The following is a 22,259-nucleotide window of genomic DNA, read 5'->3' on the forward strand; positions in this document are numbered from 1 at the left end:
TGGCAGTGGGGGGATAGGCAGCGGAATGACCGACATCTACGACCCGCAATTCGTAAAGACCGTCTTCGATCGCTGTTCGGATCGGTACATCACCTTCAGCCTGATCTGCTCGTTCGGTTTCACCGAGCGCTGGCGGCAGCAATGCGTGGCGGCGATGCCGTCGCCTGGGGCCGGCGGCGCGCGCGGCTATGATCTGATGGCGGGGACCGGCGAGGTCTGGCCGCATCTGTTGAAGCGCTTTGACGATATTGGATCAATCACCGCCGTCGATATCTCCTCCGGCATGCATCGCCGCGCCATGGAGCGGCTTCACGCCCACCGCGCCCACCGGATCGAATTCATCGAGGATGACGTGCTGGCAAGCGACCTGCCGTCGGAGAGCGCGGACTTCGTCATCTCCACGTTCGGGCTGAAGACATTCAATCCCGAGCAGCATGCGCGGCTCGCCGCCCTGATCGCGCGTGTGCTCAAACCCGGCGGCGTCTTTTCCATGATCGAGGCGTCGGATCCCAAGGGCTGGTGGCTTCGTCCGCTGTACCTGCTTCATCTCAAGGTGGTTCTGCCGCTCATCGAGCGCATCCTGCTTCGCGGCGCACAGGATTTTGCGATGATCGGTACCTACAGCACCAATTTCGGCAACGCCGCTGGGATCGCGGCTACGTTGCGCAGCCACGGGCTTGAGGTGGAGTTCTCAAAATACTTCTTCGGCTGTGCGACGGGCGTTTCGGGCCGCAAGGTCGGGCCCAGCTCGTAGGGCACACCATGTTCCGAAAATTACTACCGAAACTGCGGACAACGATGCACGTAATCCCAGGGAATATCATACACGCACGTGTAACGGAGGTCGTCTGATTGCTTTAGCGGCGGAGCCACGACCACCGGTTCGTCGACCGTATCAGGTGCTAGACCATAGAAGACCCCCGGGCCTCCCGCCCATAAGCCGCTGCCCCGGTGATGGTGATGATGCATCGATCGGGGGAATGACGGGAAACCCGGGCGCGCCGGAGCAATCCCTGCACCTGCACCGCGCGCTACGCCCGGATCGGCAAATGCCTCGCTCGCGGCAATGACAAGCGCGACTACACCGAGGGACGCGATTAACGTCGTTCTATAGGTCATGGCACTCACCCGTTGGTAGGTTACTGAGCAGCATTCCTAAGACGCTAAGCCGAGCCTTTTGTGCCCGCAAAGGCATAATTAATTATTAGTTAAGACGTAATCTTAACGGAGGGGCGCATTCATCTCAACTGCGCGACATCTTTTCAAAACGCTTGATCAGCCGCTCGCGCCTGAGGCGGGACAGCCGTCTGATCCAGAACAGGCCGTTGAGCTGATCGATCTCGTGCTGGTGGCAGACCGCGCGCAGCCCGTCCGATTCCTCGGTCTGCAGGTTGCCGTGGACGTCCTGATAGCTGATCCGGACCCGCGCATGACGACTTACCTCGTCGTTGACCCCGGGCATCGAGACGCTGCCCTCCCGATGCAGGATCGTCTCTGATGATGCCCAGATAATCTCCGGATTGACATAGGTCCGCGCGCCCTCGGTTGCGTCGAGGTCGAGCACCACGAGCCGCAGGGGGATGCCGATGTGCGGCGCGGTAATCCCGATCCCCGGCGCGGCGTGCATCGTCTCGAGCAGGTCGCTCGCAAGGTCGCGCAGCGCGCCGTCAAACACGGTGACGGGCTGCGCCGGGAGCGCAAGCCGAGGGTCGGGGTAACGGACGATGGGGCGGATGGTCATGATCCGGTTGGCACATGGGAGCGGAATGTGTCCGGCCGGCGCGGGATGATCTTTCTTCGAATCGTCATCCCGCTCTGGCTTTTCCGGATCATGCCCTAAGCCGGGAAGAACTGATAATCGACGAGGATCCGGCCTTCGCCGTCGATGATCAGAAACTCCAACCCCCTGACCAGGACGGTGTCACCGTTGGCGGGCAGCATCTCCCAATGGAACGTGATGACATTGTGCAGGCGGCGAGCGCCGGGCGCTGCGCGAAATCTGTTGCCGTTATCCCTGACGTTCTTTTCGTGTGATCCCCGGATCCGCTTCTCCAGCTCCTCATAGCCTCGGGCCTGCCGGCCTTCGACGAAGTGCTCGCCGTTTGGCACCCAAAGCGCCGATATGGCATCCCGCCTGCGTTTCTCGTCGGCTTCATTCCATACGGCAACGTATCGATCGGCCAGCGTCTGTGGGTCGAGCATTGATTTTTCTCCAATTGGCGATCTGGCGTCCTGAGCGAGGGCAGGGATCGCAAGCACTGCGCTCATCAGAAGTGCGAGCAGGTAGTGATCAATCCTGGGCATGTTCCACCTCGAAGTTTCGCGGTCTCAAGTTCGAACCAAAGCCCCGCATCAGCATTCGCTTGAACGTCAGCCGAAATCGATGACCCCAGAGGTCAAAAAGCGGAGGTTCCGCGCAGCCAACTTGACCTCTGAGGTCATTGAGAACAGCCGGGTCGGACGCTAGATTCGCGCGATGAGTGCCTATCAGCTTCCTTTCGGCATCCTGCTTCGGCGTTGGCGCGAGCGGCGGCGCATGACGCAGGCCGACCTCGCACACGCAGCGGAGAGCTCGACCAGGCATCTGTCGTGTCTTGAGACCGGAAAGTCGCAGCCCAGCCGTGAAATGATCATGCGACTTGCCGGGCACCTGGATCTCCCGCTTCGCGATCAGAACAAGCTGCTTCTCGCCGCAAGCTTCGCTCCCGCTTTCCAGGAGCGCGCGCTGGAGGAACTGGAGGCGGCAAAGAGCGCCATTGATACTGTGCTGAGCGCTCACAGGCCGTATCCGGCGTTCGCGGTCGATCGGCACTGGAACGTCGTGCTGTCGAATTCGGCGCTTCCGCAACTTTACGAAGGTTGTTCGGCGGAACTCCTGCGCAAGCCTGTCAACGCCATGCGTCTCATCCTGCATCCAGCCGGAATGGGGCCGCGCATCGTGAATTTCGCGCAATGGCGCGTGCATTCACTGAGTGTCCTTCGCCAGCAGATCGAGACGGGGGCGGATCCGGCGATTCAGCGGTTGCATGCAGAAATAGCGGCCTATCCCGTGCCGCCCAATTCCGAACCGCTCGCCGGCTTCGAGGCTACGCAGCATCTGGCAACGCCGCTTCGTATCGCGACGCGCCTTGGCACGGTGTCATTCCTCAATACCGTGACCGTTTTCGGCACTCCTAACGACGTGACGTTGGCCGAGCTTGCGTTGGAAATGCTGTTTCCTGCCGATGCCAGGACAATTGAGATTGTGAGAAGCATGGTGCGGGAGCAGCTCCAGCTCGACAACGTGCCCAGCGCCAACGCTCAGCTGTTCGCGACTTAGCTCGCAGGGTGGAATAGCGTAGCGTATTCCGCCAAATCGGATGTGACCGGCACGATACGTTTCGCCCTATGAGCCGGTTACCGCCCCGTAAAGCCGTTGATCCCACCACACCGGCTCGGGCAAAGTGTGCGTGATGCCCCTGGCGTCGGGGTGAGCCGGGTTGATCAGAAAGTTGCGCTCCAGCCGCGCCGGGATGGAGGGGACGAGCAGGAGCGCCGAACGCTTCTCCTCGTACCATCCCTGGCCGAAGGTCTTGCAGATCGCCTCGTTGCGCGAATCCCAGCCGGGATGCGCCGCGGTCTGGAAAATTTCATACGAGACGCCGTTTGGAATCGTGATCTCGATGAAGTGCTGGTTGGCGGGCATCACCAGGTTGGTGTGCACCAGCTTTTCCAGGAGCGCGGTGGAATAGTGCTCCGAGGCGTAGATGGCCGGGCTCGCATGCGTATTCCAGCGTCCGGGATACAGGCGGGCGCCTTCGGCATCATAGATCGGGAAGGCGCCGTTCGGGTCCCCGATGCGATAGCATTTCAGAACGCGATCGGTCTTCTGCACGCCTAGACGCCGCCGCTATACGCCGCCCGGCCCATCAGGTTGATCACCGCATCGGCGCCAGGGCCGGTCGCAAGCGCCACTTCGAGCGGAGCGTTGTTGTCCAGCATCGGGTGCGGACGCTCGAGAAAGTCGCGGACCTTGGCTTCGTCACGGAACACGTCGATCCCGAAGGCGAACACCTTGGCGACGCGCGCGAGGCGGTCGCTTTCCTCGATGGTCAGGAGCTGCTTGTGCTTGCGCCTGCGCTCCAGCGTCGGCTTGGGCACGATCCGATAGGTGAAGCGGCGGACATCGTTCGGGCTGACACGGTCAGCGAACTTGTCCAGTGCCGAGACCGGCAGGCCCTTCTCGACGGAGTAGGCCAGCGTCAGCGTCGTCTCGGTGTTCTTCGGTTTGACGCCGAGCAGTTCGGCGGCGGTTGCGGCCTGGTAGCCCATGAAACCCTCGCATCAGTTGAGGCAAAGATATGCCTCATGTGAGGCGAGGTCAAGGTGCCCCTTTGCCGCGGGCGGGCTCGCTACGCCTCAGGCCGGATCAGCTTGATGTCCTGGTCGGCGGCCCACCCGGCGACGTCCTCGCGCTTCAGCGCGGTCGCCATCAGGTCCGGAAACTGATCGGGCGTGCAGGCGAACACGGGGATGCCGAGGGCTGCGACCTTGGCCGACAGAGCAGGATCATAGGAGGGGCGCCCGGTATCGGTCAGCGCCAGCAGCACGATCACGTTGACGCCGCGCACCGACAACCGCGCCAGCCGGTCGACCAATGCGTCGGCGTTGCCGCCTTCATAGAGGTCGGTGATCAGGATCAGATGCGCTTTGGTCGGCCGCTCGATCCGCTCCTCGCAATAGGCGACCGCGCGGTTGATGTCGGTGCCGCCGCCGAGCTGGACGCCGAACAGCACCTCGACGGGATCGGCCAGTTCCTCGGTCAGGTCGACAATTGCGGTGTCGAAGCACACCAGCTTGGTCGCGACAACAGGCAGCGACGCCATCACGGCCGCAAAGATCGAGGCATAGACGACCGACGTCGCCATCGATCCCGACTGGTCGACGCACAGCACCACCTCTTCGAGATCGACGATGCGCCGCTGCTGGCGCAGGAAGCCGATCAGCCGCTCGGGGACTACAGTGCGATGCTCGGCCTGATAGTGGCGGAGATTGGCCTTGATAGTGCGCGGCCAGTCGATATCGGAAAAGCGCGGGCGGTTGGTGCGTTGCGACCGGTTCAGCGCGCCGCGGATCGCATCCGCCGTGCGCCGCTCCAGCCGCTCCATCAACTCCTTGACCACCTTGGCGATCACGATCCGCGCGGTCTCCTTGGTCTTGTCCGGCATCACGCCGCGCAACGAGACCAGGTCGGCGATCAGGTTGACGTCGGCCTCGACGGTGGCGAGGAATTCCGGCTCGATCAGCATCTGGCGCAAGCCCTTGCGCTCGAATGCGTCCTTCTGGATCACCTGCACCACGGGCGCGGGAAAAAATTCACGGATGTCGCCCAGCCATTTCGCGACGCGCGGCGCCGATCCGCCGAGGCCGCCGCGGCCTTTCTTGGGCGCGTCATCGCCGTCGCCATAAAGCGCCGTCAGTGCGTCGGACATGCGGCGGTCACTGTCGGACAGCGCAAAGCCGCTCTCGGCATCAGGGTCGACACCGAGCGCGAGCGTCCAGCGGCGATTGCGTTCGTCGGTCTCGCTCATCGCGCCGCTCCGGATTTCAAAAGTTCGATCACCCGTGCCTGATGCTTTGGCCAGATATCCGCCGCGCCCGCGATCAGGCGATAGCCCTTGGCGCCGCCGCGGCGTTCGAACAGCGCGTCCATCAGCCGCCGCCGTTCGGCGGGATCGAGCGCCGAGAACACCCGGCGGAACAGCGGCAGGTTGGCGGTGAACGCCTCTTTGTCGAGCGCCATGAGCCAGGCGTCGACCGCGCCGCGCAGCGCTGCGTCGTGGATCAGCCGCTGGCCGGCGCCTTCGAAGAAGCCCTCGAAGAAGCCGGCCGCTTCAGCGACCGGCGTGCCCGGCGACAGCATCCGTGCCAGCAGGTCGGAGGCTTGCCCGGCGGTAAGCAGTTCGACCTCATAGAGCAGCCGCGCGGCGGTGCCGGCGACAAGCCGCGTTGCCTGACCGTCGCGCAGCAGCGCCTGCAGCGCGTCGCGCCAGCCGGCCACCACGTCCGCTTCGAGCTGGGCAAGTTGTATCGCGCTGTCGGCGGCGAGGATCGCGCCGCGCAGCTTGCCCGCCGCAGCCGCATCCAGATTGCGCGCGGCGTAGGGCAGGGCGAGCGCGGCCTGCACGACGATGCGCGGCATCAACGTCGCTAGATGCTCGACGGTGCCGGCGCGCGCCTCGCCATAGCGCAGGATGTCGGCCATCGGCGGCAGCGCGGCGAGCAGGGCTTCGCAGTCGCTGGTGAGCGCCGCCCTTCTCCTCCAGCGCGGCGATGCCGAATTCGGTCGCGCGCGGCAGATCGGCGATCATCGCGTTGCGCACCTGCGTTGCCAGCGCGCCGAGTTCTGTAGCGCTGCGCATCGCTTCCATCAGGCGGCCGCCGGCGGCTTCCGCAATGGTCGAACCGTAGATCAGCTTCTCGACAAGCTGCACCGCGAACTCAGGCTCCCAGCGCAACTGCCAGTTTTCGCGAAAGGTGCCGCGGCTGCGTCCGGCGTCGGTCAGTCGTCCCCAGGGCACGTCGAGCGCGTTCAGTCGGTGCAACAGCGTCGAGCGCGTCAATCCGCTTTCGCTGCGCAGGTCGAGCGTCAGCGCCCGCTCCAGCGCCTCGGGCTTGAGACGTGTAGCCTTCTGCTGGCGCTGCAGGTCCTCGAGCAGCGGCGCGAGGGGCGTCGCGGCGGGGATCGATCCTACGCCCGAGCCGATCAAGAGCTCGGCTGCGACATCGTTCCAGAGCGCGCGCTCGCCGCCGCACAGGCAGGCGATCGCGGCTTCGCGCAATTCCTCGAAGCCGGGCGCGGGGCGGTCGCGAAGCGCGGCCAGCGCGGTGCCGAGCCGCTGCGCCTCGATCACCGAGGCGGTCGAGACGAAATGCCCGCGGTCGCGCAGGACATACGCGACCCTGGCAAGCCACACCGCGCCGCGATCGGCGCTGTCGCGCGTTGCCCACAGATGCGCGCACCAGCCGGGCGCGACCACGCCCGCGCCATAGCCGCTTGCGCGCGCCAGCCGCGGGGCGGTCCACGGCGCCCAGGTCGCCTTGATCTTCGCCTTCGGCCGCCCCTTGAGCAATTCGCGATCGGCCGCGAGGCTGCGGCGCTCCGCAAGCGCCGGCACATGCCAGGCGCCGCACACCACCGCGATCGCGCCGTCGCATTCCTTTGCGGCCTTCGCGATCTCGATCCGCATATGCGCCTCACGCGCGGCTTCGCGGGGCGAGAGCGATTTCGATTCCGCGCGCAGCGCCGTCATCGCATCGGCGACCGCGGCGAACACCGGGCCCGAGGCGGGATTTTCCTCGATCACGTCGGACCACCAGGATTCGCCGTCGTCGTAGCCCGCCGCCGTCGCCAGCACGCCGATCGGATCGCGGCTGATCGGATCGTCATCGGCGCTCGCCGCCATCTCGTCCTCGATGCCGCCGCCGGCGACGCCCAGGCGGTCCGATGCCGGCAGGTCGATGAAGCGCAATGCTGTGCCGTGGCGTACCGCCCAGCGCGCGGCCTGATATTCCGGCGAGTACTCGGCAAAGGGAAAGAAGCTGGCGTTGGCCGGGTTGTCCTCGGCATAGATCAGCAACGCCACCGGCGTCGCCATGTCAGGGTCGGCAAGCATCGGCAATAGCTCCGATGCTTCCGAGGGCCCCTCGATCAGCACCGCTGATGGCTTGAGGTCGTCAAGCGCCTGCACCAGCCGCCGCGCCGATCCCGGCCCGTGGTGGCGAATGCCGAACAGGAAGACCTGGCCCGTCATGGTCTCAGATCAGGTCGGTCAGCGATGCGTAATAGCCCTCGAACCCACGCCGCTTCTTCAGCACGGTTTCGAGATATTCGCCGAGCACGGCCGTATCCTGCACCGGGTCCTTCACCACGGCGCCGAGCATGTTGGCGGCGAGCGTCTCAGGCGTCAGCTTGCCGTCGTTGAAGAAGGTCGCCTGGCTGATGCCGCCGATCATCACTGCGATTGCTTCCGCAGTCGAAAGCCCGCCCGAGGGCGATTTGAGCGCGATCTTGCCGTCCTCGGTCGCGCCGGAACGCAGCTCACGGAAAATCGCTACCACCCGCGCCACCTCGTCGGCGACGTTCTTTGGCGCCGGCAGATCAAGGCTTTGCGCCATCTCGCCAACGCGCTTGATGATGATCTCGACCTCCTGCGCGGCATTGTCGGGCAGCGGCAGCACGACGACGTTGAATCGGCGCTTCAACGCCGAGGACAATTCGTTGACGCCCTTGTCGCGGTTGTTGGCGGTGGCAATAATGTTGAACCCACGCTGCGCATAGACGGCGGTGTTGAGCTCCGGGACCGGCATCATCTTCTCGGAAAGCACGGTGATCAGCGTGTCCTGCACGTCGCTGCCCATGCGTGTCAGTTCCTCGAAACGGCAGAGCTTGCCACCCTCCATCGCGCGCATCAGCGGGGTAGGGACCAGCGCCTCACGGCGCGGCCCGTGCGCGAGCAACTGCGCATAGTTCCAGCCATAGCGGATCTGGTTCTCGTCGGTGCCCGCCGTGCACTGGATGACGAGCGTCGAATCGCCGGTGATGCCGGCGGCGAGATGTTCCGATACCCACGACTTGGCCGTGCCGGGCACGCCGAGCAGCAAGAGCGCGCGATCGGTGGCAAGCGTCGCGACGGCGGTCTCGATCAGCCGCTTGTCGCCGACATATTTCGGCGTGATGATCGTGCCGTTGCTGGTTTTGCCGCCCATCAGATAGGTCACGACAACCCGTGGCGAGAGCGCCCAGCCCGGCGGGCGAGACCCGCTGTCGCCGGCGGCGAGCGCCTTCAGCTCGGCCGCATAGCTCTCCTCGGCGGGCAACCGTAGTTTCTCGCTCATGGTTCTGCTCCATTGTCGTCCAACGCGGCGTTGAGCCGCAGCATGTCGAGGCGTGGGTCGCCCTGCAGCAGCCCTGCGCCGTTCAACCGTTCCAGCGCCTGACGCGCGGCTGCGCGCGAGGCGATCAGGCCGAGCGCAAAGAGCTCTGTGAGCTCATCGGAAGGTTTTGCATCGTCGCGCCGGAGCGCCGCAAGCAGCGCGGTGCCTGCCGGTGCGGTCATTGGATTCTCCAGCCGCGCCGTGCCGCCCGCAATGGTCTTCGCCACGTCAAAGCTGAAGCCGCGCGTGCGCAAAACCTTCTCAGCGAGTTCAGATCGCTGCCCGGGCACGAGACGAGGTGTCAGCGTGGCAAGGAAGGCGCTCGCATTGCATTGGCTCGCGGCTTCGGCGGTCTGGGCGACCAGCGAGTCCGTTCCGGTGCGCGCGACAAGGCTCATCAAGGCGGCGTCGGCCTGTCGATCCACGTCCCAATTCCAGGCGTCGACCAGCTCCTGTGGGGTCAGCGTGAGCGCCCGCGCGAGCGAAGCGATGTCAGCACTCTCAAGCAGCGCCGCCCGGCGGTGCATTTGTGCCGGCGTCTTGACGTTTTCGAACTGGATCACGCGCGAGCGGCGCAGCAGGCCCTTCATCTTCACCGAGAAGAAGCCGGCGAGTTCGGCGATATCCTCGCCGACCGTCGGGCCGCGGCTGAGCCGGGCCAGCAGCGATGCCGCCAGCGCCTTGACCTTTGGCGCGCGATCGTTCGCCGCGATGCCCTCGAGGAAGGGAATATCGGCTTCCGATAGTCCCGTTGCCAGCAATGAAAGCAGGGGCAGTCGCACGTCCGCATTCTCGCTGGCGAGTTTGGCCTCCAACACGGCGCGGGCCACTTCAGGATCGCGACGCCTGAGTTCGGTCAGCGCCACCTTGCGCGCCGCCGGCCAAAAGTCCTCCCAATTGTCAGCGGTGAGCCGGTCCCCGACCTGCCGTCGCACCACGCTGTTGGATGCCGCGATCCCGGCCCAGTCGCGCCACGGCGCGTAGACGTCGGGCGCGTCCTCGTCATTCGCCGTCGGCATCCATTCTGCGGGATGCGTGGTCCAGCCGCGCGCGGCGAGGAAGTCGAGCAGCTCGGTCTTGCGCTGCGTCTCCTTGAATGCGTTGAGGATGCGATGCACGAGCGGGCGCAACGCCTCGGGCACGGTCGGCAGCGCGAGCGCGGGAATATCGGGCAACACGCGCAGCTCCGGCGGCTCGGCCGTCACCGCGACACCGAGGAACTGCCCCGATAGCGCCAGCAGGCGCAGCTCCGCTTCAGTGGGTTCAGTGCCAAGCTCCGCACTCCATACCGCGGCGGCGGGCGCGGCGGCCGATCCCATGGTCCAGCGCGTCAGGACCGAACCCATCGCATCGTAGATCGCCTCAGCCATGGCCGCTGACGCGCCCCCATGAAGTTTGCGCGGCCAGGATCGTCAGCCGGTTGCCGGACCAGATCGCGGCCGTGCGTTTCAGATCGGTGCCGCACAACAGACCTTCAGCGCTGCCCGCGACCGGCAGCGTGCTCGCGCCATCGGCCGACCGCCACCACGGATGTCCGGCGTCGTCGAGCGCGATCCGCCCTGCCGGCAGCAGCACCGGAATTTCGATCGTCCATGGCTCGGCGAGCAGGGGACCCGTCAAGCTATCCGCGAGCGCCGTCTCCGGTGTCGGCCATTCCGGATTGGCCGCGTCCTTTGCGGCTGCGCGCGCGACGAGCAAGGCGCGCAGCGGCTGCCGGGACGGATAGAATGCCAGCTCGCCCTGAAACCGTTCGCCCGGCGTAAACACTGACCCGCGGCGGCCCACACTCGCCGGGAAAAAGTCGAGCAGCATCGCAAAGCGGGGGCCATCATTATTGAGACTGAGCAGCCAAGTGGTCTGCGACACCAATCCGTCGCGCCGTGTCTGCACCTGTTCGGCGAGCACTTCCCAGCGCGCGTTCACGCGCAGCGTCTGCGGATTGGTAAGCACCGCCTCGCGGGTTTCCGAGGCCGCAACCGCGCGCCGAATCTCGGCATCGCGCGGCGTGGTGCGGAAGGCGCGCGCGAGCAGCACCAGCTTGCCGAGTTCGACCACCGCGCCGCGCGGCCGGTCGCCCGGCGGAAGCGCGAGGAGCCGGCCCGGCAACTCGTCGATCCGCCCGGCCAGTACGGCTGCCTTGCCGTCGACCAGCCGCGCCGCGATCCGCCGGCAACGCGCGGTCACGTCGTCGACAAACGCGGAAAGGCCCATGCGCAGTTGGTCGCCGATCCATTGTTCGAGCGCATCGAGCGCATCAAAAATCGCGCGCTCGGTATCCTCGCTTCGCTTGGCCGCCGCAACTTCACGACGCGCTGCGTCCTTCGGGTCCTCGACCACCTCCGGTTCGGTCTGCTGCGCGGCGCGCAAATCCTTGGCGGCGGATGGTGCAACGCTGGGCGGCGCTTTGGGTGTGCCGGCGCCGGCGCGCCGCCGGCCGAGCCAATCGCTGACCCAGGCAGGCGTATCGGCCGGGGCAAACGGCATTACCGCCTCCGCCTTCAGCCACAACAGGCCGAGTACGTGCTTGCATGGGAATTTTCGCGACGGGCAGGTGCATTTGTTGCCGAGATCGCGCAGATCGGCCATCACGCGATAGGGATTGGCGCCGGAGCCCGCGCATTCGCCCCAGACCAGCGCGCCGTCATGGCTCACGCCGACGCCCGACCATTTGGCGGGCTTGGCGAGCCCCGCCGCCGCCTTGAGCGAGGATTGATCGGTGGCGAGTTGCTCGATTGCTTTCAGATCAATCGCCACGCAGTAATCCCGACCGAATCCAGAATAGGCAGTATATAACGGGATATATCGGGGGACAATGAACGCCCCATGTCGGTGCCATCGTCAAGAACGGCGCGCGTGTGACAGGGGCAACACCTGTCCCGAATGTTCAGTTATTCCCAACGGGCTATCGCCGCCCTGTTTTTCCGATCCGTTCAGTCCCTGCTTTACGCATTTGCAAGCCAGCCGCGCCAGGTAAAAGCGGCGTAGAACAACTCCACATCCCTGAATCCGGCCTCACGCAGAATTTGCGCGTCCTGTTCCGGGCTGAACAGGTTCAGGTTTGCGTCGACTGCGGCACGCGCATTGTTGGCCAGGTCCGGATCGGCGCCGGAGGCGATCGCATAAGCGGCATAGCGCGACAGCCACCGCGCACGCTCAGCGTCGGCTTGCGGAAAACTGGAATGGGCCACCACAAAGGGCGCGCCGGGCCTGAGCCGCCGGTGGATTTCCCTTGCAGTCCGCCGCCGTTCGTCGGCATCGAGGAAATGAAACGTGAGCAGGCAGGTGGCGGCATCGAACGGCCCGTCGGGCGCATCATCGATGTAACCCTGCTGCAGTTCCACGCGCGCGTTGAATGGCCCGAGGGTCTGCTCGGCGAGCTTCAGCATCGCCAGAGCGGGATCGACGCCAACGAAGCTCCAGCGAGGCTCGGCCTCCGCCAATGCCTTCAATTCCAGGCCGCCACCGGCGCCAAGCACCAGCACCCGCGCATCTTGCGCAACCTGTTCCGCCAGCAAGATGCGGGTCATGCGGTGAAGGTCCGCAAACCCGGGCACGAAGCGCGGCGGCCCATCCGCATAATGCCGCACCGCCTCGGGATCGGAGAAGTGGGCCAGCCAGGGCTGGACGGCTGTGTCACGATGCATGGGCGGTCTCCAGACGATGGCGGTTGCGCCGGTCGCCCAGGCGCTTTTGAAAGTCGGCGCTCAGCATCGCAAGCATCACGTCGCCCAGGCGCGACAGCAGCAGCGCCTCCGCGTCATCGAAAGCCCGGTCGAGCGCGGCATTGACGGCCTGCTCGACAAGACAGCCCGGCGCTTCCGTTCGGTTTCCCACCGCGAACAGCGAGGGGTGACCGAGGGCCTCATAGATATCGCGCAGCGATAATTTCGCGAGGTCGCAGGCGAGGGACCATCCGCCGCCATGCCCTTTCTCCGATCGCACATAGCCCTGATCGCGCAGCCCGGACATGATCCGCCGGATCACCACCGGATTGGTATCCATGGCCTTTGCCAGCACCTCTGATGTCACCGGCGCATCGCGCTCGGCCATGTGGAGCAGGACGTGGAGCACGCCTGACAATCGACTGTCCCGTTTCATGTAACTATCGGTATTACATGAATGGCCGCCGGTCAAGACACTCGGCAACGCGGAAGAAAATGACGTGACGTCCTACTTCTTGCGCCGGCCTGACGCAGGGCGATATCGCACATGGTCGACCAGCGCGCGCAGCTTCGGCGGAAGATTTCGGCGGTCCGCGAAATAGAGGAAGAAGCCCTGGAAGGGCGGGCAGTACCGCTCCAGCAGCGGCACCAGCTCCCCTCGCTCGATGTAGGGTCTGAAAGTCTCCTCCATGCCGAACGTCAGACCGCCGCCGGCGCAGGCGGTCCGCAGCATGACCCACATGTCATTGGTCGTGATCCTGGGGTTTACCGCGACGTCGAATTCGCGGCCGCTCTCCTCAAACTCCCAGCGATACGGCGCCACCTCCGGCGCCGGTCGCCAGCCGATGCAGCAGTGCCGCGCAAGCTCGGCCGGGTGAGATGGCGCTCCGAAACGCTTCACGTAGGACGGTGCGGCCACCACCATCTGGCGCTGATCGCCCGAGACCGGCACGGCAATCATGTCCTGCTCGATGACTTCGCCGAGCCGAACGCCGGCATCGTAGCCCTCAGCTACGATATCGAATTCCTCGTCAGTCACGGTGATGTCGATCTGCACAGCGGGATGAGCGTGCGTGAAACTCGCAAGCAGCGGTCCGCAGATGAAACGCTCGGCGATCGAGGAGACGGCGAGCCGTAGCTGCCCTGTTGGCTTGGCATCCCGGTCCTGGGCGGTATCGAGTGCGTGTTCGACTTCCGCAATCGCCGGTGCGACACGCTCGTGCAACTGGACACCGGCCTCGGTGAGGCTGACGCTGCGCGTCGTCCGCTGGACGAGGGCGACGCCCATCCGGTCTTCCATGCGTCGAATGGCTTGGCTCACCGCGGATCGGGTTACCCCCAGCCGCTCGGCCGCGCCGCGAAAGCTCTTCGCCTCTGCGACCGCAAGGAAAACAGCAACAAGATTCAGATCCAATGCCATTGGTTAGTATAGCTTACCAAGCTGGTTACGATTGGGCAAATTGTTTCACATGTCGCCTTGTCGTATGTCCGCCTTCGACATGAGTTGGAGGCAAAGACAATGACGTCCCTTGATCATTACCGTCTGCTTGGCCGGTCCGGCCTGCGTGTATCCCCGATCGCGCTCGGCGCGATGACCTTTGGCCAGGATTGGGGTTGGGGCGCCGATGCGGGCGAGGCGCGCAGGATCTTCGATCTCTACGTTGATCAGGGCGGCAACTTCATCGATACGGCCGTGAACTACACCGATGGCGCCTCTGAACGCATCGTCGGCGAATTCATCAAGGACAAGCGCGACCGCCTCGTGCTCGCGACCAAATTCACCATGGCGCGCGAGCCGGGCAACCCGAATTCAGGCGGCAACCATCGGCTCAACATGCTGCGTTCGGTGGAGCAGAGCCTGCGGCAGCTCGACACCGACCGCATCGACCTGTTCCACCTGCACAGCTGGGACATGACCACACAGCCCGACGAAGTGATGCGCGGGCTCGATGATCTCGTGCGCTCGGGCAAAATTCACTATGTCGGCATCTGCAATACGCCGGCTTGGCGTATCTCCCAGATGCAGACGTCAGCCGATATGCGCGGTTGGTCACCCTTCGTGGCGCTGCAGATCGAGTACAGCCTGATCGAGCGGACGGTCGAGCATGAGCTGATTCCGATGGCCGCCGCGCTCGGTATGGGCGTGCCGCCCTGGTCGCCGCTCGGCGGTGGCGTGCTGACCGGCAAGTACGCCCGGTCCGATGTCGCGGACTCGCGCGACGCGAGCGTCGCAATGACGCGCAAGGGCGTCATTGCATCGTCCGGCCATCTCAATGCGTGGTCGATCGAAGTTGCCGATGTCGCGCGCGCCGTGGCCGAAGAGATCGGCGCGACCCCGTCGCAGGTAGCCATCGCCTGGACGCTCGCGAACCCCGCGGTCACGTCGCCTGTCATGGGGGCGCGCACATTGGCCCAGGCGAAAGACAATCTCGGCGCCCTCGAGGTCGCACTTTCGGCTGAGCATCTCGATCGGCTCAATCAGGCGAGCGCGCCGGATCCGATCTTTCCCGGCCGCTTCGTAGGCCGTCCCATGGTTCAGCAGCTCATCTTTGGCGGCGCATCCGTCGCCCGGCGGGATTGAACGTAAAAGAAGGAAGAGAACAGAAAAGGCGACTGACGTAACGGCCTTTCCCGACCTCGCCCCATACGAAGATGTCCTGCGGCGCATTCCTGCACCTTAGAAGCAAGACGGCGGCCGATCACCGGAGGAGAACGAGATGAAGTACCGACCAGTTACGATATCTGTCGTGATACTGGGATCGATTTGTGTCATCGGACCATCGATGACGATCGCATCCAGCGAGGGTCCAACAGGTAGCAAACGCGCGCAGCAGTCCATGGAGAAAGAAATGACGCGGCATAGCTATGTTGGCATGTGGGTGACCGATGGCGGCCACATTCGCCATGAGCTTCTTCCGAACGGTCGCTACGATGAAGCCCGCGGCACGCGCGCGAGCGCCTATCAAGGGCGATATGAGATCAAGGGCAATCACATCGACTATTGGGACGACACCGGCTTTACCGCTGACGGCAAATTCGTCGACGAGAATACCCTCCATCACGGCGGCATGATCTTCCGGCGCCAGTCGGTGTTCTGACGCTTTCGCTACCCCGTCCAACGACCTCGCAAAAAAGTGAGCTGGCGGCAGCTCGGCCCGTCGGTTCCGGCCCATCCCGTTCGTCTTCCACCTAGAGAGAGTTACGGGTGGAGATCAGGAATGGAAAATTCTCGCTATCGCTGGGTCATTGTCGCGGCCGGGGGCTTGCTCGGCTGCGTCGCAATCGGCGGCATGTTTTCGTTGCCGGTGTTTTTGCAGCCGATTGCGCGGGATACCGGCTGGTCGGTGACCGGCATATCCAGCGCCATGACCATCGGCTTTCTCGCCATGGCCTTCTCCAGCATGATCTGGGGCACCTTGTCCGACCGATTTGGGCCGCTGCCGGTGGTGTTGACCGGATCGGTCGTGCTGGCGGTCAGTCTCGGGCTGGCCAGCCTTGCGACATCGCTGGTTGTATTTCAATTCGTCTTCGGGCTGTTGGTCGGCTGCGCCATTGCTGCGATCTTCGCGCCGATGATGGCGTGCGTCACCGGCTGGTTCGATACCCATCGCAGCCTCGCGGTGTCGCTGGTCTCGGCCGGCATGGGCATGGCGCCGATGACGATGTCGCCGCTGGCGGCATGGCTGGTCTCGAACCACGACTGGCGGACCTCGATGCAGATCGTGGCCCTCGTCGTCGCCGCGATTATGATCCCGGTCTCGCTGCTGGTGCGCCGCGCGCCCGCGCTCGAGAGCGGGGCGCCCGCGCCATCCAGCGATCCGTCGCAACCGGACATGACGCTCGCGCAGGCGCTGCGCTCGCCGCAGTTCATCATCCTGCTGCTGACAAACTTCTTCTGCTGCGCCACGCATTCGGGCCCGATCATCCATACCGTGAGCTACGCCATCAGTTGCGGCATCCCGATGATCGCAGCCGTCACCATCTACAGCGTGGAAGGCCTCGCCGGGATGGGCGGGCGCATCGCCTTCGGCCTGCTCGGCGATCGCTTCGGCGCCAAGCGCATACTCGTGTTCGGCTTGCTGGCGCAGGCGTTCGGCGCGCTCGGTTATGTCTTCGTGCGCGAGCTCGCCGCGTTCTATACCGTCGCGGCGCTGTTCGGTTTCATCTATGCCGGCACCATGCCGCTCTACGCGGTTCTGGTGCGCGAAAACTTTCCGCTGCGGATGATGGGCACCGTGATCGGCGGCACTGCGATGGCCGGCAGCCTCGGTATGGCGACGGGCCCGCTCGCCGGCGGTCTGATCTACGATACGTTTGCCAGCTACGCCTGGCTCTATATCGGCTCGTGGATCATGGGGCTCGGCGCGTTCCTGATCATCCTGACGTTCCGGCCGATGCCGGTGGCACGGGCCGCTGCGCCGGCGCCGGCGTGAGGGTGTCACACGATGCCACAGCCGTCATTGCCTGCGACAAACGCGAAGCGTTTGCGCAAGGGAGCGCAGCGACGGAGCAATCCATCTATCCCCGCGTTGAGGTATGGATTGCTTCGCTGCGCTCGCAATGACAGGTTTGGCTTCGGCCCATCCAACAAAAGCCCGAGGAAACCCTGATGCTCACGCTTCATCACCTCAACGACTCCCGCTCGCAGCGAGTTCTGTGGCTGCTGGAAGAACTGGGCACGCCTCACGAGATCAAGCGTTATCAGCGCAACGCCGAGACCCGGCTGGCGCCACCCGAACTTGCAAAGATCCATCCGCTCGGCAAGTCGCCCGTCATCAACGACGGCGACACGACGATCGCCGAATCCGGCGCCATCGTCGATTACATCATCCGCCGCTACGGTAAGGGCGCGATGATGCCGGCGCCGGGAAGCGCCGACTACGAAGCCTATAACGAGTGGCTGCATTACTCCGAGGGTTCGGCGATGCTGCCGCTGATGCTGAACCTCTACGTGTCCCGGCTGAAGGAAGCTGGCGCGCCGCTGCATCCGCGCATCGACAGCGAACTTGCCAACCATCTCGGCTATGTCGACGGCGCGCTGAAGGGGCGGGAGTTCTTTGTCGGCCCGTCGCTGACCGGCGCCGACATCCAGATGAGCTTTGTCGGCGAGATGGCAAAAGTGTTCGGGAAATTGGAGCCATACCCGAACCTGGCGGCCTGGGTGGGACGGATGCACGCCCGGCCAGCGTTCCAGCGGAGCATCGAAAAGGGCGGCCCGTACCGGTTTGCGTGAGGGGGCAGTCATTCCGGGGCGCGAAGCGAACCCGGAATCTCGAGATTCTCAGGTGCGCAATTGCGCACCATAGTTCGATGCTTCGCATCGCCCCGGAATGACAGCGGATTGGGAGCAACCCCGGCGCAAGGGACGACGGGCTGGGTAGGGCGGGACGACCAAGGGCCGGGAACAGGCCCCCTTCCTCCCCACCATATCTGGCATAAATATCGGCCCTGTACCGCAAGTGCTTGGCCAATTCCGGCCGATGTGGTATCTCGCGGACACTTCTTTCGACCGCCACACATAGCCGACCGCTTTGCCCCTAAGGGCCTGCGGCGGTGGAGATATTTCGCCCAATGACCTCCTCATCCTCCAGCTCCAAAACCGCCTCCGCGCCCGACTCGTTCTTCACGGCCACGCTCGCCGAGGCCGATCCGGAAATCGCTGCCGCGATCAAGGGCGAACTCGGCCGCCAGCGGCACGAGATCGAGCTGATTGCGTCGGAAAACATCGTCAGCCGGGCGGTGCTGGAAGCGCAGGGTTCGGTGATGACGAACAAGTACGCGGAAGGGTATCCGGGTGCGCGTTACTACGGCGGCTGCGAATGGGTCGACGTCGCCGAGACGCTGGCGATCGAGCGCGCCAAGAAACTGTTCGGCGCGCAGTTTGCCAACGTGCAGCCGAACTCCGGCAGCCAGATGAACCAGGCGACGTTTCTGGCGCTGCTGCAGCCCGGCGACACTTTCATGGGCCTCGATCTCGCCGCCGGCGGCCATCTCACGCACGGCTCGCCCGTCAACATGTCCGGCAAGTGGTTCAAGGCCGCGCATTACACGGTACGGCGCGAGGACCAGATCATCGACATGGATGAGGTGGCAAAGCAGGCCGAGCAGGTGAAGCCGAAGCTGATCATCGCCGGCGGTTCGGCCTATTCGCGGGCCTGGGACTTCAAGCGCTTCCGCGAGATCGCGGACAGCGTCGGCGCCTATCTCCTGGTCGACATGGCGCATTTCGCCGGCCTCGTCGCGGGCGGCGTCCATGCCTCGCCGGTGCCGCATGCCCACGTCACCACCACCACCACGCATAAGTCGCTGCGCGGCCCGCGCGGCGGCCTGATCCTCTGCAACGACGAGGCGATCGCCAAGAAGCTCAATTCGGCGATCTTCCCGGGCCTGCAGGGCGGCCCGCTGATGCATGTGATTGCCGCCAAGGCGGTGGCGTTCGCCGAGGCACTCCGCCCGGACTTCAAGGTCTATGCCAAGAACGTGGTCGAAAATGCCAAGGCGCTGGCGGAAACGCTGCGCGGCCACGGTTTCGATATCGTCTCCGGCGGCACCGACAACCATCTGATGCTGGTTGACCTCCGGCCGAAGGGCCTGAAGGGCAACGTGTCCGAGAAGGCCTTGGTGCGCGCCGCGATCACCTGCAACAAGAACGGTATCCCCTTCGATCCCGAAAAGCCTTTCGTCACCTCCGGCCTGCGTCTCGGCACGCCGGCGGCGACCACGCGCGGCTTCGGCGTTGCCGAATTCCAGCAGGTCGGCGGCATGATCGCCGAAGTGCTCAACGCGCTGGCGCAGTCGGAGGACGGCAAGGCGCCGCTGGTCGAAGCCGCGATCAAGGAACGCGTCAAGGCGCTCACCGACCGCTTCCCGATTTATCAGTAAAGGCCTCGTTGGATGCGCTGTCCCAGCTGCAACAGTCTCGATACGCAGGTAAAGGACTCGCGTCCGACTGAGGATTCGGCCGTGATCCGGCGGCGGCGGGTGTGCATCGCCTGCAATTTCCGCTTCACGACCTTCGAGCGGGTGCAGTTGCGCGAACTCACCGTGATCAAGCGCAACGGCCGCCGGGTGCCGTTCGACCGCGACAAGCTGGTCCGCTCGCTGCAGATCTCCTTGCGCAAGCGGCCGGTCGATCCTGAGCGGGTCGAGAAGATGGTTTCCGCGATCGTGCGCGAGCTCGAAAGCGGCGGCGAGGCGGAAGTATCCTCGGAGGCTATCGGCGAGATTGTGATGGAGCATCTGCGCCAGCTCGACGACGTCGCCTATGTGCGCTTTGCCTCCGTCTATCGCAATTTCCGCGAAGCCAAGGATTTTGAGGCCGTGCTCGGCGAACTCTCCGCGGAAGACGACGCGCGGGTTGCCACGTTACGCAAATGATCTTCCGCATTCTGGAAGACCAATACGCGCAGAAATCCAGAGAGGCCAAGGCGGCGGACCAGCGCTTCATGCAGCTCGCGCTTTCGCTTGGCCGGCGGGGGCTGGGACGCACCTGGCCGAACCCGGCCGTCGGTGCAGTCGTGGTGAAAGACGGCGTCATCGTCGGCCGTGGCTGGACCCAGCCCGGCGGCCGTCCCCATGCCGAGCCCGAGGCGCTGAGACGTGCCGGCGAGGCGGCGCGCGGCGCCACGCTCTATGTGACGCTGGAGCCCTGTTCGCATTTCGGCAAATCGCCGCCCTGCGTCGATGCGGTGATCGCGTCAGGCATTGCGCGCGTGGTGTCGGCGATCGAAGACCCCAACCCCGAAGTGGCCGGGCAGGGGCATGCCAAACTTCGCGCGGCCGGGATCACCGTTGATGTTGGCCTCGGCGCTGCGGAAGCTGAGCGCGATCACGCCGGCCATTTCGGCCGTATCCGCGAAAAACGCCCCCATGTGATCCTGAAACTCGCCGTCTCCGCTGACGACAAGATCGGCACCGCCGGCCACAAGCCGGTCGCGATCACGGGCGAGGCGGCGAAGACACGCGTGCATCTGTTGCGCGCGCAATGCGACGCCATCCTGATCGGCATCGGCACCGTGCTGGCGGACGATCCGGTTCTGACCTGCCGCCTGCCGGGAATGGAGGCGCGTTCGCCGGTGCGGGTGGTGCTGGATCGCGCGCTGCGGTTATCCGGCACCAGCAGACTGGTCCATTCCGCGCGGCAGACGCCGCTCTGGGTCATGACCTCGGATTTTGCCGAAGCCCCTGCGGCCATGAAACTCGGCGCGGCCGGCGCGCACGTGATGCGCGTTGCGGCGACCGCGCAGCCGCCCGGGCTGGATCTGCCGGCGGTGCTGCGCGCGCTTTCCGACAAGGGCATCACGAGGCTGATGGTGGAAGGCGGCTCGCGGGTCGCCTCGTCCTTTGTCGCCAGCGGCCTGGTCGACGAAGTCTGGCTGCTGCGCGGGCCCGAAACCATCGGGACTGGCGGCATTCCCGCGCTGGACGCATTGCCGCTGTCGGCTCTCACCGGGTCGCCTGCCTTCAAGACACGTGCTAGCGAAAGCCTCGGCAAAGACACCCTTACCGTTTACGAGCGCGCCTAATGTTTACCGGAATTGTCACCGACATCGGCGAGATCGCAGCCTTGACGCCAACGGCGCAGGGCCAGTTGCACCGCATGCGCATTGCCTGCCGTTACGACCAGACGACGATTGCTGATGGCGCATCGATCGCCTGCAATGGCATCTGCCTGACCGTGGTCGCGTCCGGCATCGAAGGCGGCAAGACCTGGTTCGACGTCGACGCCGCCGCCGAAACGCTCGGCATGACGACCGCAAAGCACTGGGTCAAGGGCACCAAACTCAACCTCGAGCGCGCGTTGAAGATCGGCGACGAACTCGGCGGCCATATTGTTGCGGGGCATGCCGACGGCATTGCGACCATCGTCAAGCGTGACGATCTGCCTGACATGGCGCGGTTCGAATTGCGCACCACGCGGGAACTGGCGCGCTTCATCGCCACCAAGGGCTCGGTGACGCTGGATGGCGTGTCGCTGACGGTGAATACGGTCGAGGATGTCACGTTTTCGGTGCTGATCATTCCCCATACGCTCAGCGTCACCACGCTGAGCGGCTGGCGCGCAGGCAGCGAGGTCAATATCGAGGTCGATCTGATGGCCCGCTATGCGGCGCGGCTGTCGGAAATGAAGTGACAGGCAGACATACGGCGCTTAAAACGCCGGCCAGCGAGTAAGACGGAAGGTAGTTGATGGCAGACGCGCGGCGCGCCCCTTTAAAAGACCAGACCGACATCACAGGCGCGCATGCGTTGATCGTCGAGGCGCGATTCTATGACGACATCCAGGATGCGCTGCTGGAAGGCGCCGTCGCCGAGCTCAAGGCGGCCGGGGTGACGCACGACCTCATCACGGTGCCCGGCGCGCTGGAAATTCCGGCGGCGATCGCGATCGCGCTCGATGCTGCCGAAAACAACGGCAAGCCTTATGATGCGGCAATCGCGCTCGGCTGCGTGGTGCGTGGCGATACCATCCATTTCGAAATCGTCTCGATCGAATCTTCTCGCGCGCTGATGGATCTGGCGGTGGCGCGCAAGGTTCCGCTCGGCAACGGCATCATAACGGTCAATACCGACGCGCAGGCCTGGGCGAGGGCGCGCGCCAGCGAGTTGAACAAGGGCGGCGACGCCGCGCGTGCGGCACTCGCGATGCTGCGCATCAAGCGCCGGCTGACAAAGGTCTGA

23 protein-coding genes and 1 pseudogene are annotated in these 22,259 nt (G+C 64.8%); 11 read left to right on the plus strand and 13 right to left on the minus strand.

Features of this window, described 5'->3' with window-relative positions; all coding sequences use genetic code 11:
• Nucleotides 1–25 precede the first annotated feature (25 nt).
• The gene (locus V1294_RS19275; protein WP_334499365.1) at nucleotides 26–754 is read left to right on the plus strand and encodes a class I SAM-dependent methyltransferase; all 729 of its coding nucleotides are present in this window, start codon (nucleotides 26–28) and stop codon (nucleotides 752–754) included.
• Between the two features lie 489 nt (nucleotides 755–1,243).
• Here V1294_RS19275 and V1294_RS19280 read toward each other — a convergent pair whose 3' ends face one another.
• Both V1294_RS19280 and V1294_RS19285 read right to left on the minus strand, forming a co-directional pair.
• Nucleotides 1,244–1,741 (minus strand): peptide deformylase, encoded by a 498-nt coding sequence (locus V1294_RS19280; protein WP_334481307.1) that lies wholly within the window; start codon nucleotides 1,739–1,741, stop codon nucleotides 1,244–1,246.
• Nucleotides 1,742–1,836: 95 nt separating this feature from the next.
• Nucleotides 1,837–2,304 carry a hypothetical protein gene (locus V1294_RS19285; protein ID WP_334499366.1) on the minus strand — a complete coding sequence of 156 codons (468 nt, stop codon included), beginning with the start codon at nucleotides 2,302–2,304 and terminating at the stop codon, nucleotides 1,837–1,839.
• Nucleotides 2,305–2,476: 172 nt separating this feature from the next.
• Here V1294_RS19285 and V1294_RS19290 point away from each other — a divergent pair, with 172 nt between their 5' ends.
• Nucleotides 2,477–3,319: a helix-turn-helix transcriptional regulator gene (locus tag V1294_RS19290; protein WP_334499367.1), complete on the plus strand. Its 843-nt coding sequence runs from the start codon at nucleotides 2,477–2,479 to the stop codon at nucleotides 3,317–3,319.
• A gap of 66 nt (nucleotides 3,320–3,385) precedes the next feature.
• On the opposite strand, the gene V1294_RS19295 is transcribed toward V1294_RS19290, so the two are convergent.
• The 11 genes and pseudogenes from V1294_RS19295 to V1294_RS19345 form a co-directional block, all read right to left on the minus strand.
• Nucleotides 3,386–3,874 carry an RES family NAD+ phosphorylase gene (locus tag V1294_RS19295; protein WP_334499368.1) on the minus strand — a complete coding sequence of 163 codons (489 nt, stop codon included), beginning with the start codon at nucleotides 3,872–3,874 and terminating at the stop codon, nucleotides 3,386–3,388.
• A gap of 2 nt (nucleotides 3,875–3,876) precedes the next feature.
• The gene (locus tag V1294_RS19300; RefSeq protein WP_334481303.1) at nucleotides 3,877–4,311 is read right to left on the minus strand and encodes an antitoxin Xre/MbcA/ParS toxin-binding domain-containing protein; all 435 of its coding nucleotides are present in this window, start codon (nucleotides 4,309–4,311) and stop codon (nucleotides 3,877–3,879) included.
• 80 nt (nucleotides 4,312–4,391) lie between these two features.
• Nucleotides 4,392–5,570, minus strand: a complete 1,179-nt coding sequence (locus V1294_RS19305) for a VWA domain-containing protein (protein ID WP_334499369.1) — start codon at nucleotides 5,568–5,570, stop codon at nucleotides 4,392–4,394.
• Nucleotides 5,567–6,244 carry a DUF5682 family protein gene (locus V1294_RS19310; RefSeq protein WP_334499370.1) on the minus strand — a complete coding sequence of 226 codons (678 nt, stop codon included), beginning with the start codon at nucleotides 6,242–6,244 and terminating at the stop codon, nucleotides 5,567–5,569. Before V1294_RS19310 ends, V1294_RS19305 begins: the two co-directional genes overlap by 4 nt.
• Nucleotides 6,245–6,347: 103 nt before the next feature.
• Nucleotides 6,348–7,793 (minus strand): annotated as a pseudogene (locus V1294_RS19315) (DUF5682 family protein); the annotation flags it as partial.
• A 4-nt stretch (nucleotides 7,794–7,797) separates the two neighbouring features.
• Nucleotides 7,798–8,877 (minus strand): ATP-binding protein, encoded by a 1,080-nt coding sequence (locus V1294_RS19320; protein WP_334499371.1) that lies wholly within the window; start codon nucleotides 8,875–8,877, stop codon nucleotides 7,798–7,800.
• Nucleotides 8,874–10,286 (minus strand): DUF5691 domain-containing protein, encoded by a 1,413-nt coding sequence (locus V1294_RS19325; protein WP_334499373.1) that lies wholly within the window; start codon nucleotides 10,284–10,286, stop codon nucleotides 8,874–8,876. The genes V1294_RS19320 and V1294_RS19325 overlap by 4 nt, the downstream gene beginning before the upstream one ends.
• Complete coding sequence (locus V1294_RS19330) at nucleotides 10,279–11,670, minus strand: SWIM zinc finger family protein (protein WP_334499375.1); 1,392 nt, start codon at nucleotides 11,668–11,670, stop codon at nucleotides 10,279–10,281. The genes V1294_RS19325 and V1294_RS19330 overlap by 8 nt, the downstream gene beginning before the upstream one ends.
• A 188-nt stretch (nucleotides 11,671–11,858) precedes the next feature.
• Complete coding sequence (locus V1294_RS19335) at nucleotides 11,859–12,560, minus strand: class I SAM-dependent methyltransferase (RefSeq protein ID WP_334499377.1); 702 nt, start codon at nucleotides 12,558–12,560, stop codon at nucleotides 11,859–11,861.
• Entirely contained in the window at nucleotides 12,550–13,014 is a 465-nt protein-coding gene (locus V1294_RS19340; RefSeq protein WP_334499380.1) for an Rrf2 family transcriptional regulator, read from the minus strand. Before V1294_RS19340 ends, V1294_RS19335 begins: the two co-directional genes overlap by 11 nt.
• Before the next feature lie 72 nt (nucleotides 13,015–13,086).
• Nucleotides 13,087–13,998 carry a LysR family transcriptional regulator gene (locus V1294_RS19345; protein ID WP_334499382.1) on the minus strand — a complete coding sequence of 304 codons (912 nt, stop codon included), beginning with the start codon at nucleotides 13,996–13,998 and terminating at the stop codon, nucleotides 13,087–13,089.
• Nucleotides 13,999–14,097: 99 nt separating this feature from the next.
• Here V1294_RS19345 and V1294_RS19350 point away from each other — a divergent pair, with 99 nt between their 5' ends.
• The 9 genes from V1294_RS19350 to ribH all read left to right on the plus strand — a co-directional run bounded on the left by V1294_RS19350 (nucleotide 14,098) and on the right by ribH (nucleotide 22,259).
• A complete protein-coding gene (locus V1294_RS19350; protein ID WP_334499384.1) occupies nucleotides 14,098–15,159 on the plus strand; it encodes an aldo/keto reductase in 1,062 nt (353 codons plus the stop codon).
• Between the two features lie 256 nt (nucleotides 15,160–15,415).
• A complete protein-coding gene (locus tag V1294_RS19355) occupies nucleotides 15,416–15,676 on the plus strand; it encodes an Atu4866 domain-containing protein (protein ID WP_442895455.1) in 261 nt (86 codons plus the stop codon).
• A gap of 120 nt (nucleotides 15,677–15,796) precedes the next feature.
• Complete coding sequence (locus tag V1294_RS19360) at nucleotides 15,797–17,011, plus strand: MFS transporter (RefSeq protein ID WP_334499388.1); 1,215 nt, start codon at nucleotides 15,797–15,799, stop codon at nucleotides 17,009–17,011.
• 176 nt (nucleotides 17,012–17,187) lie between these two features.
• Nucleotides 17,188–17,811 carry a glutathione S-transferase family protein gene (locus tag V1294_RS19365; protein WP_334499391.1) on the plus strand — a complete coding sequence of 208 codons (624 nt, stop codon included), beginning with the start codon at nucleotides 17,188–17,190 and terminating at the stop codon, nucleotides 17,809–17,811.
• 338 nt (nucleotides 17,812–18,149) lie between these two features.
• Nucleotides 18,150–19,460, plus strand: coding sequence for a serine hydroxymethyltransferase (gene glyA, locus V1294_RS19370; RefSeq protein ID WP_334481288.1), 1,311 nt, complete (start codon nucleotides 18,150–18,152; stop codon nucleotides 19,458–19,460).
• A gap of 12 nt (nucleotides 19,461–19,472) precedes the next feature.
• Nucleotides 19,473–19,955, plus strand: a complete 483-nt coding sequence (nrdR, locus tag V1294_RS19375; protein ID WP_108513565.1) for a transcriptional regulator NrdR — start codon at nucleotides 19,473–19,475, stop codon at nucleotides 19,953–19,955.
• Nucleotides 19,952–21,103, plus strand: a complete 1,152-nt coding sequence (ribD, locus tag V1294_RS19380) for a bifunctional diaminohydroxyphosphoribosylaminopyrimidine deaminase/5-amino-6-(5-phosphoribosylamino)uracil reductase RibD (protein ID WP_334499393.1) — start codon at nucleotides 19,952–19,954, stop codon at nucleotides 21,101–21,103. Before nrdR ends, ribD begins: the two co-directional genes overlap by 4 nt.
• A complete protein-coding gene (locus V1294_RS19385; protein WP_334499395.1) occupies nucleotides 21,103–21,711 on the plus strand; it encodes a riboflavin synthase in 609 nt (202 codons plus the stop codon). The genes ribD and V1294_RS19385 overlap by 1 nt, the downstream gene beginning before the upstream one ends.
• Nucleotides 21,712–21,767: 56 nt before the next feature.
• Nucleotides 21,768–22,259 carry a 6,7-dimethyl-8-ribityllumazine synthase gene (ribH, locus tag V1294_RS19390; protein ID WP_334499397.1) on the plus strand — a complete coding sequence of 164 codons (492 nt, stop codon included), beginning with the start codon at nucleotides 21,768–21,770 and terminating at the stop codon, nucleotides 22,257–22,259.

Source organism: Bradyrhizobium sp. AZCC 1678, assembly GCF_036924765.1.
Taxonomy (GTDB): Bacteria; Pseudomonadota; Alphaproteobacteria; order Rhizobiales; family Xanthobacteraceae; genus Bradyrhizobium; species Bradyrhizobium algeriense.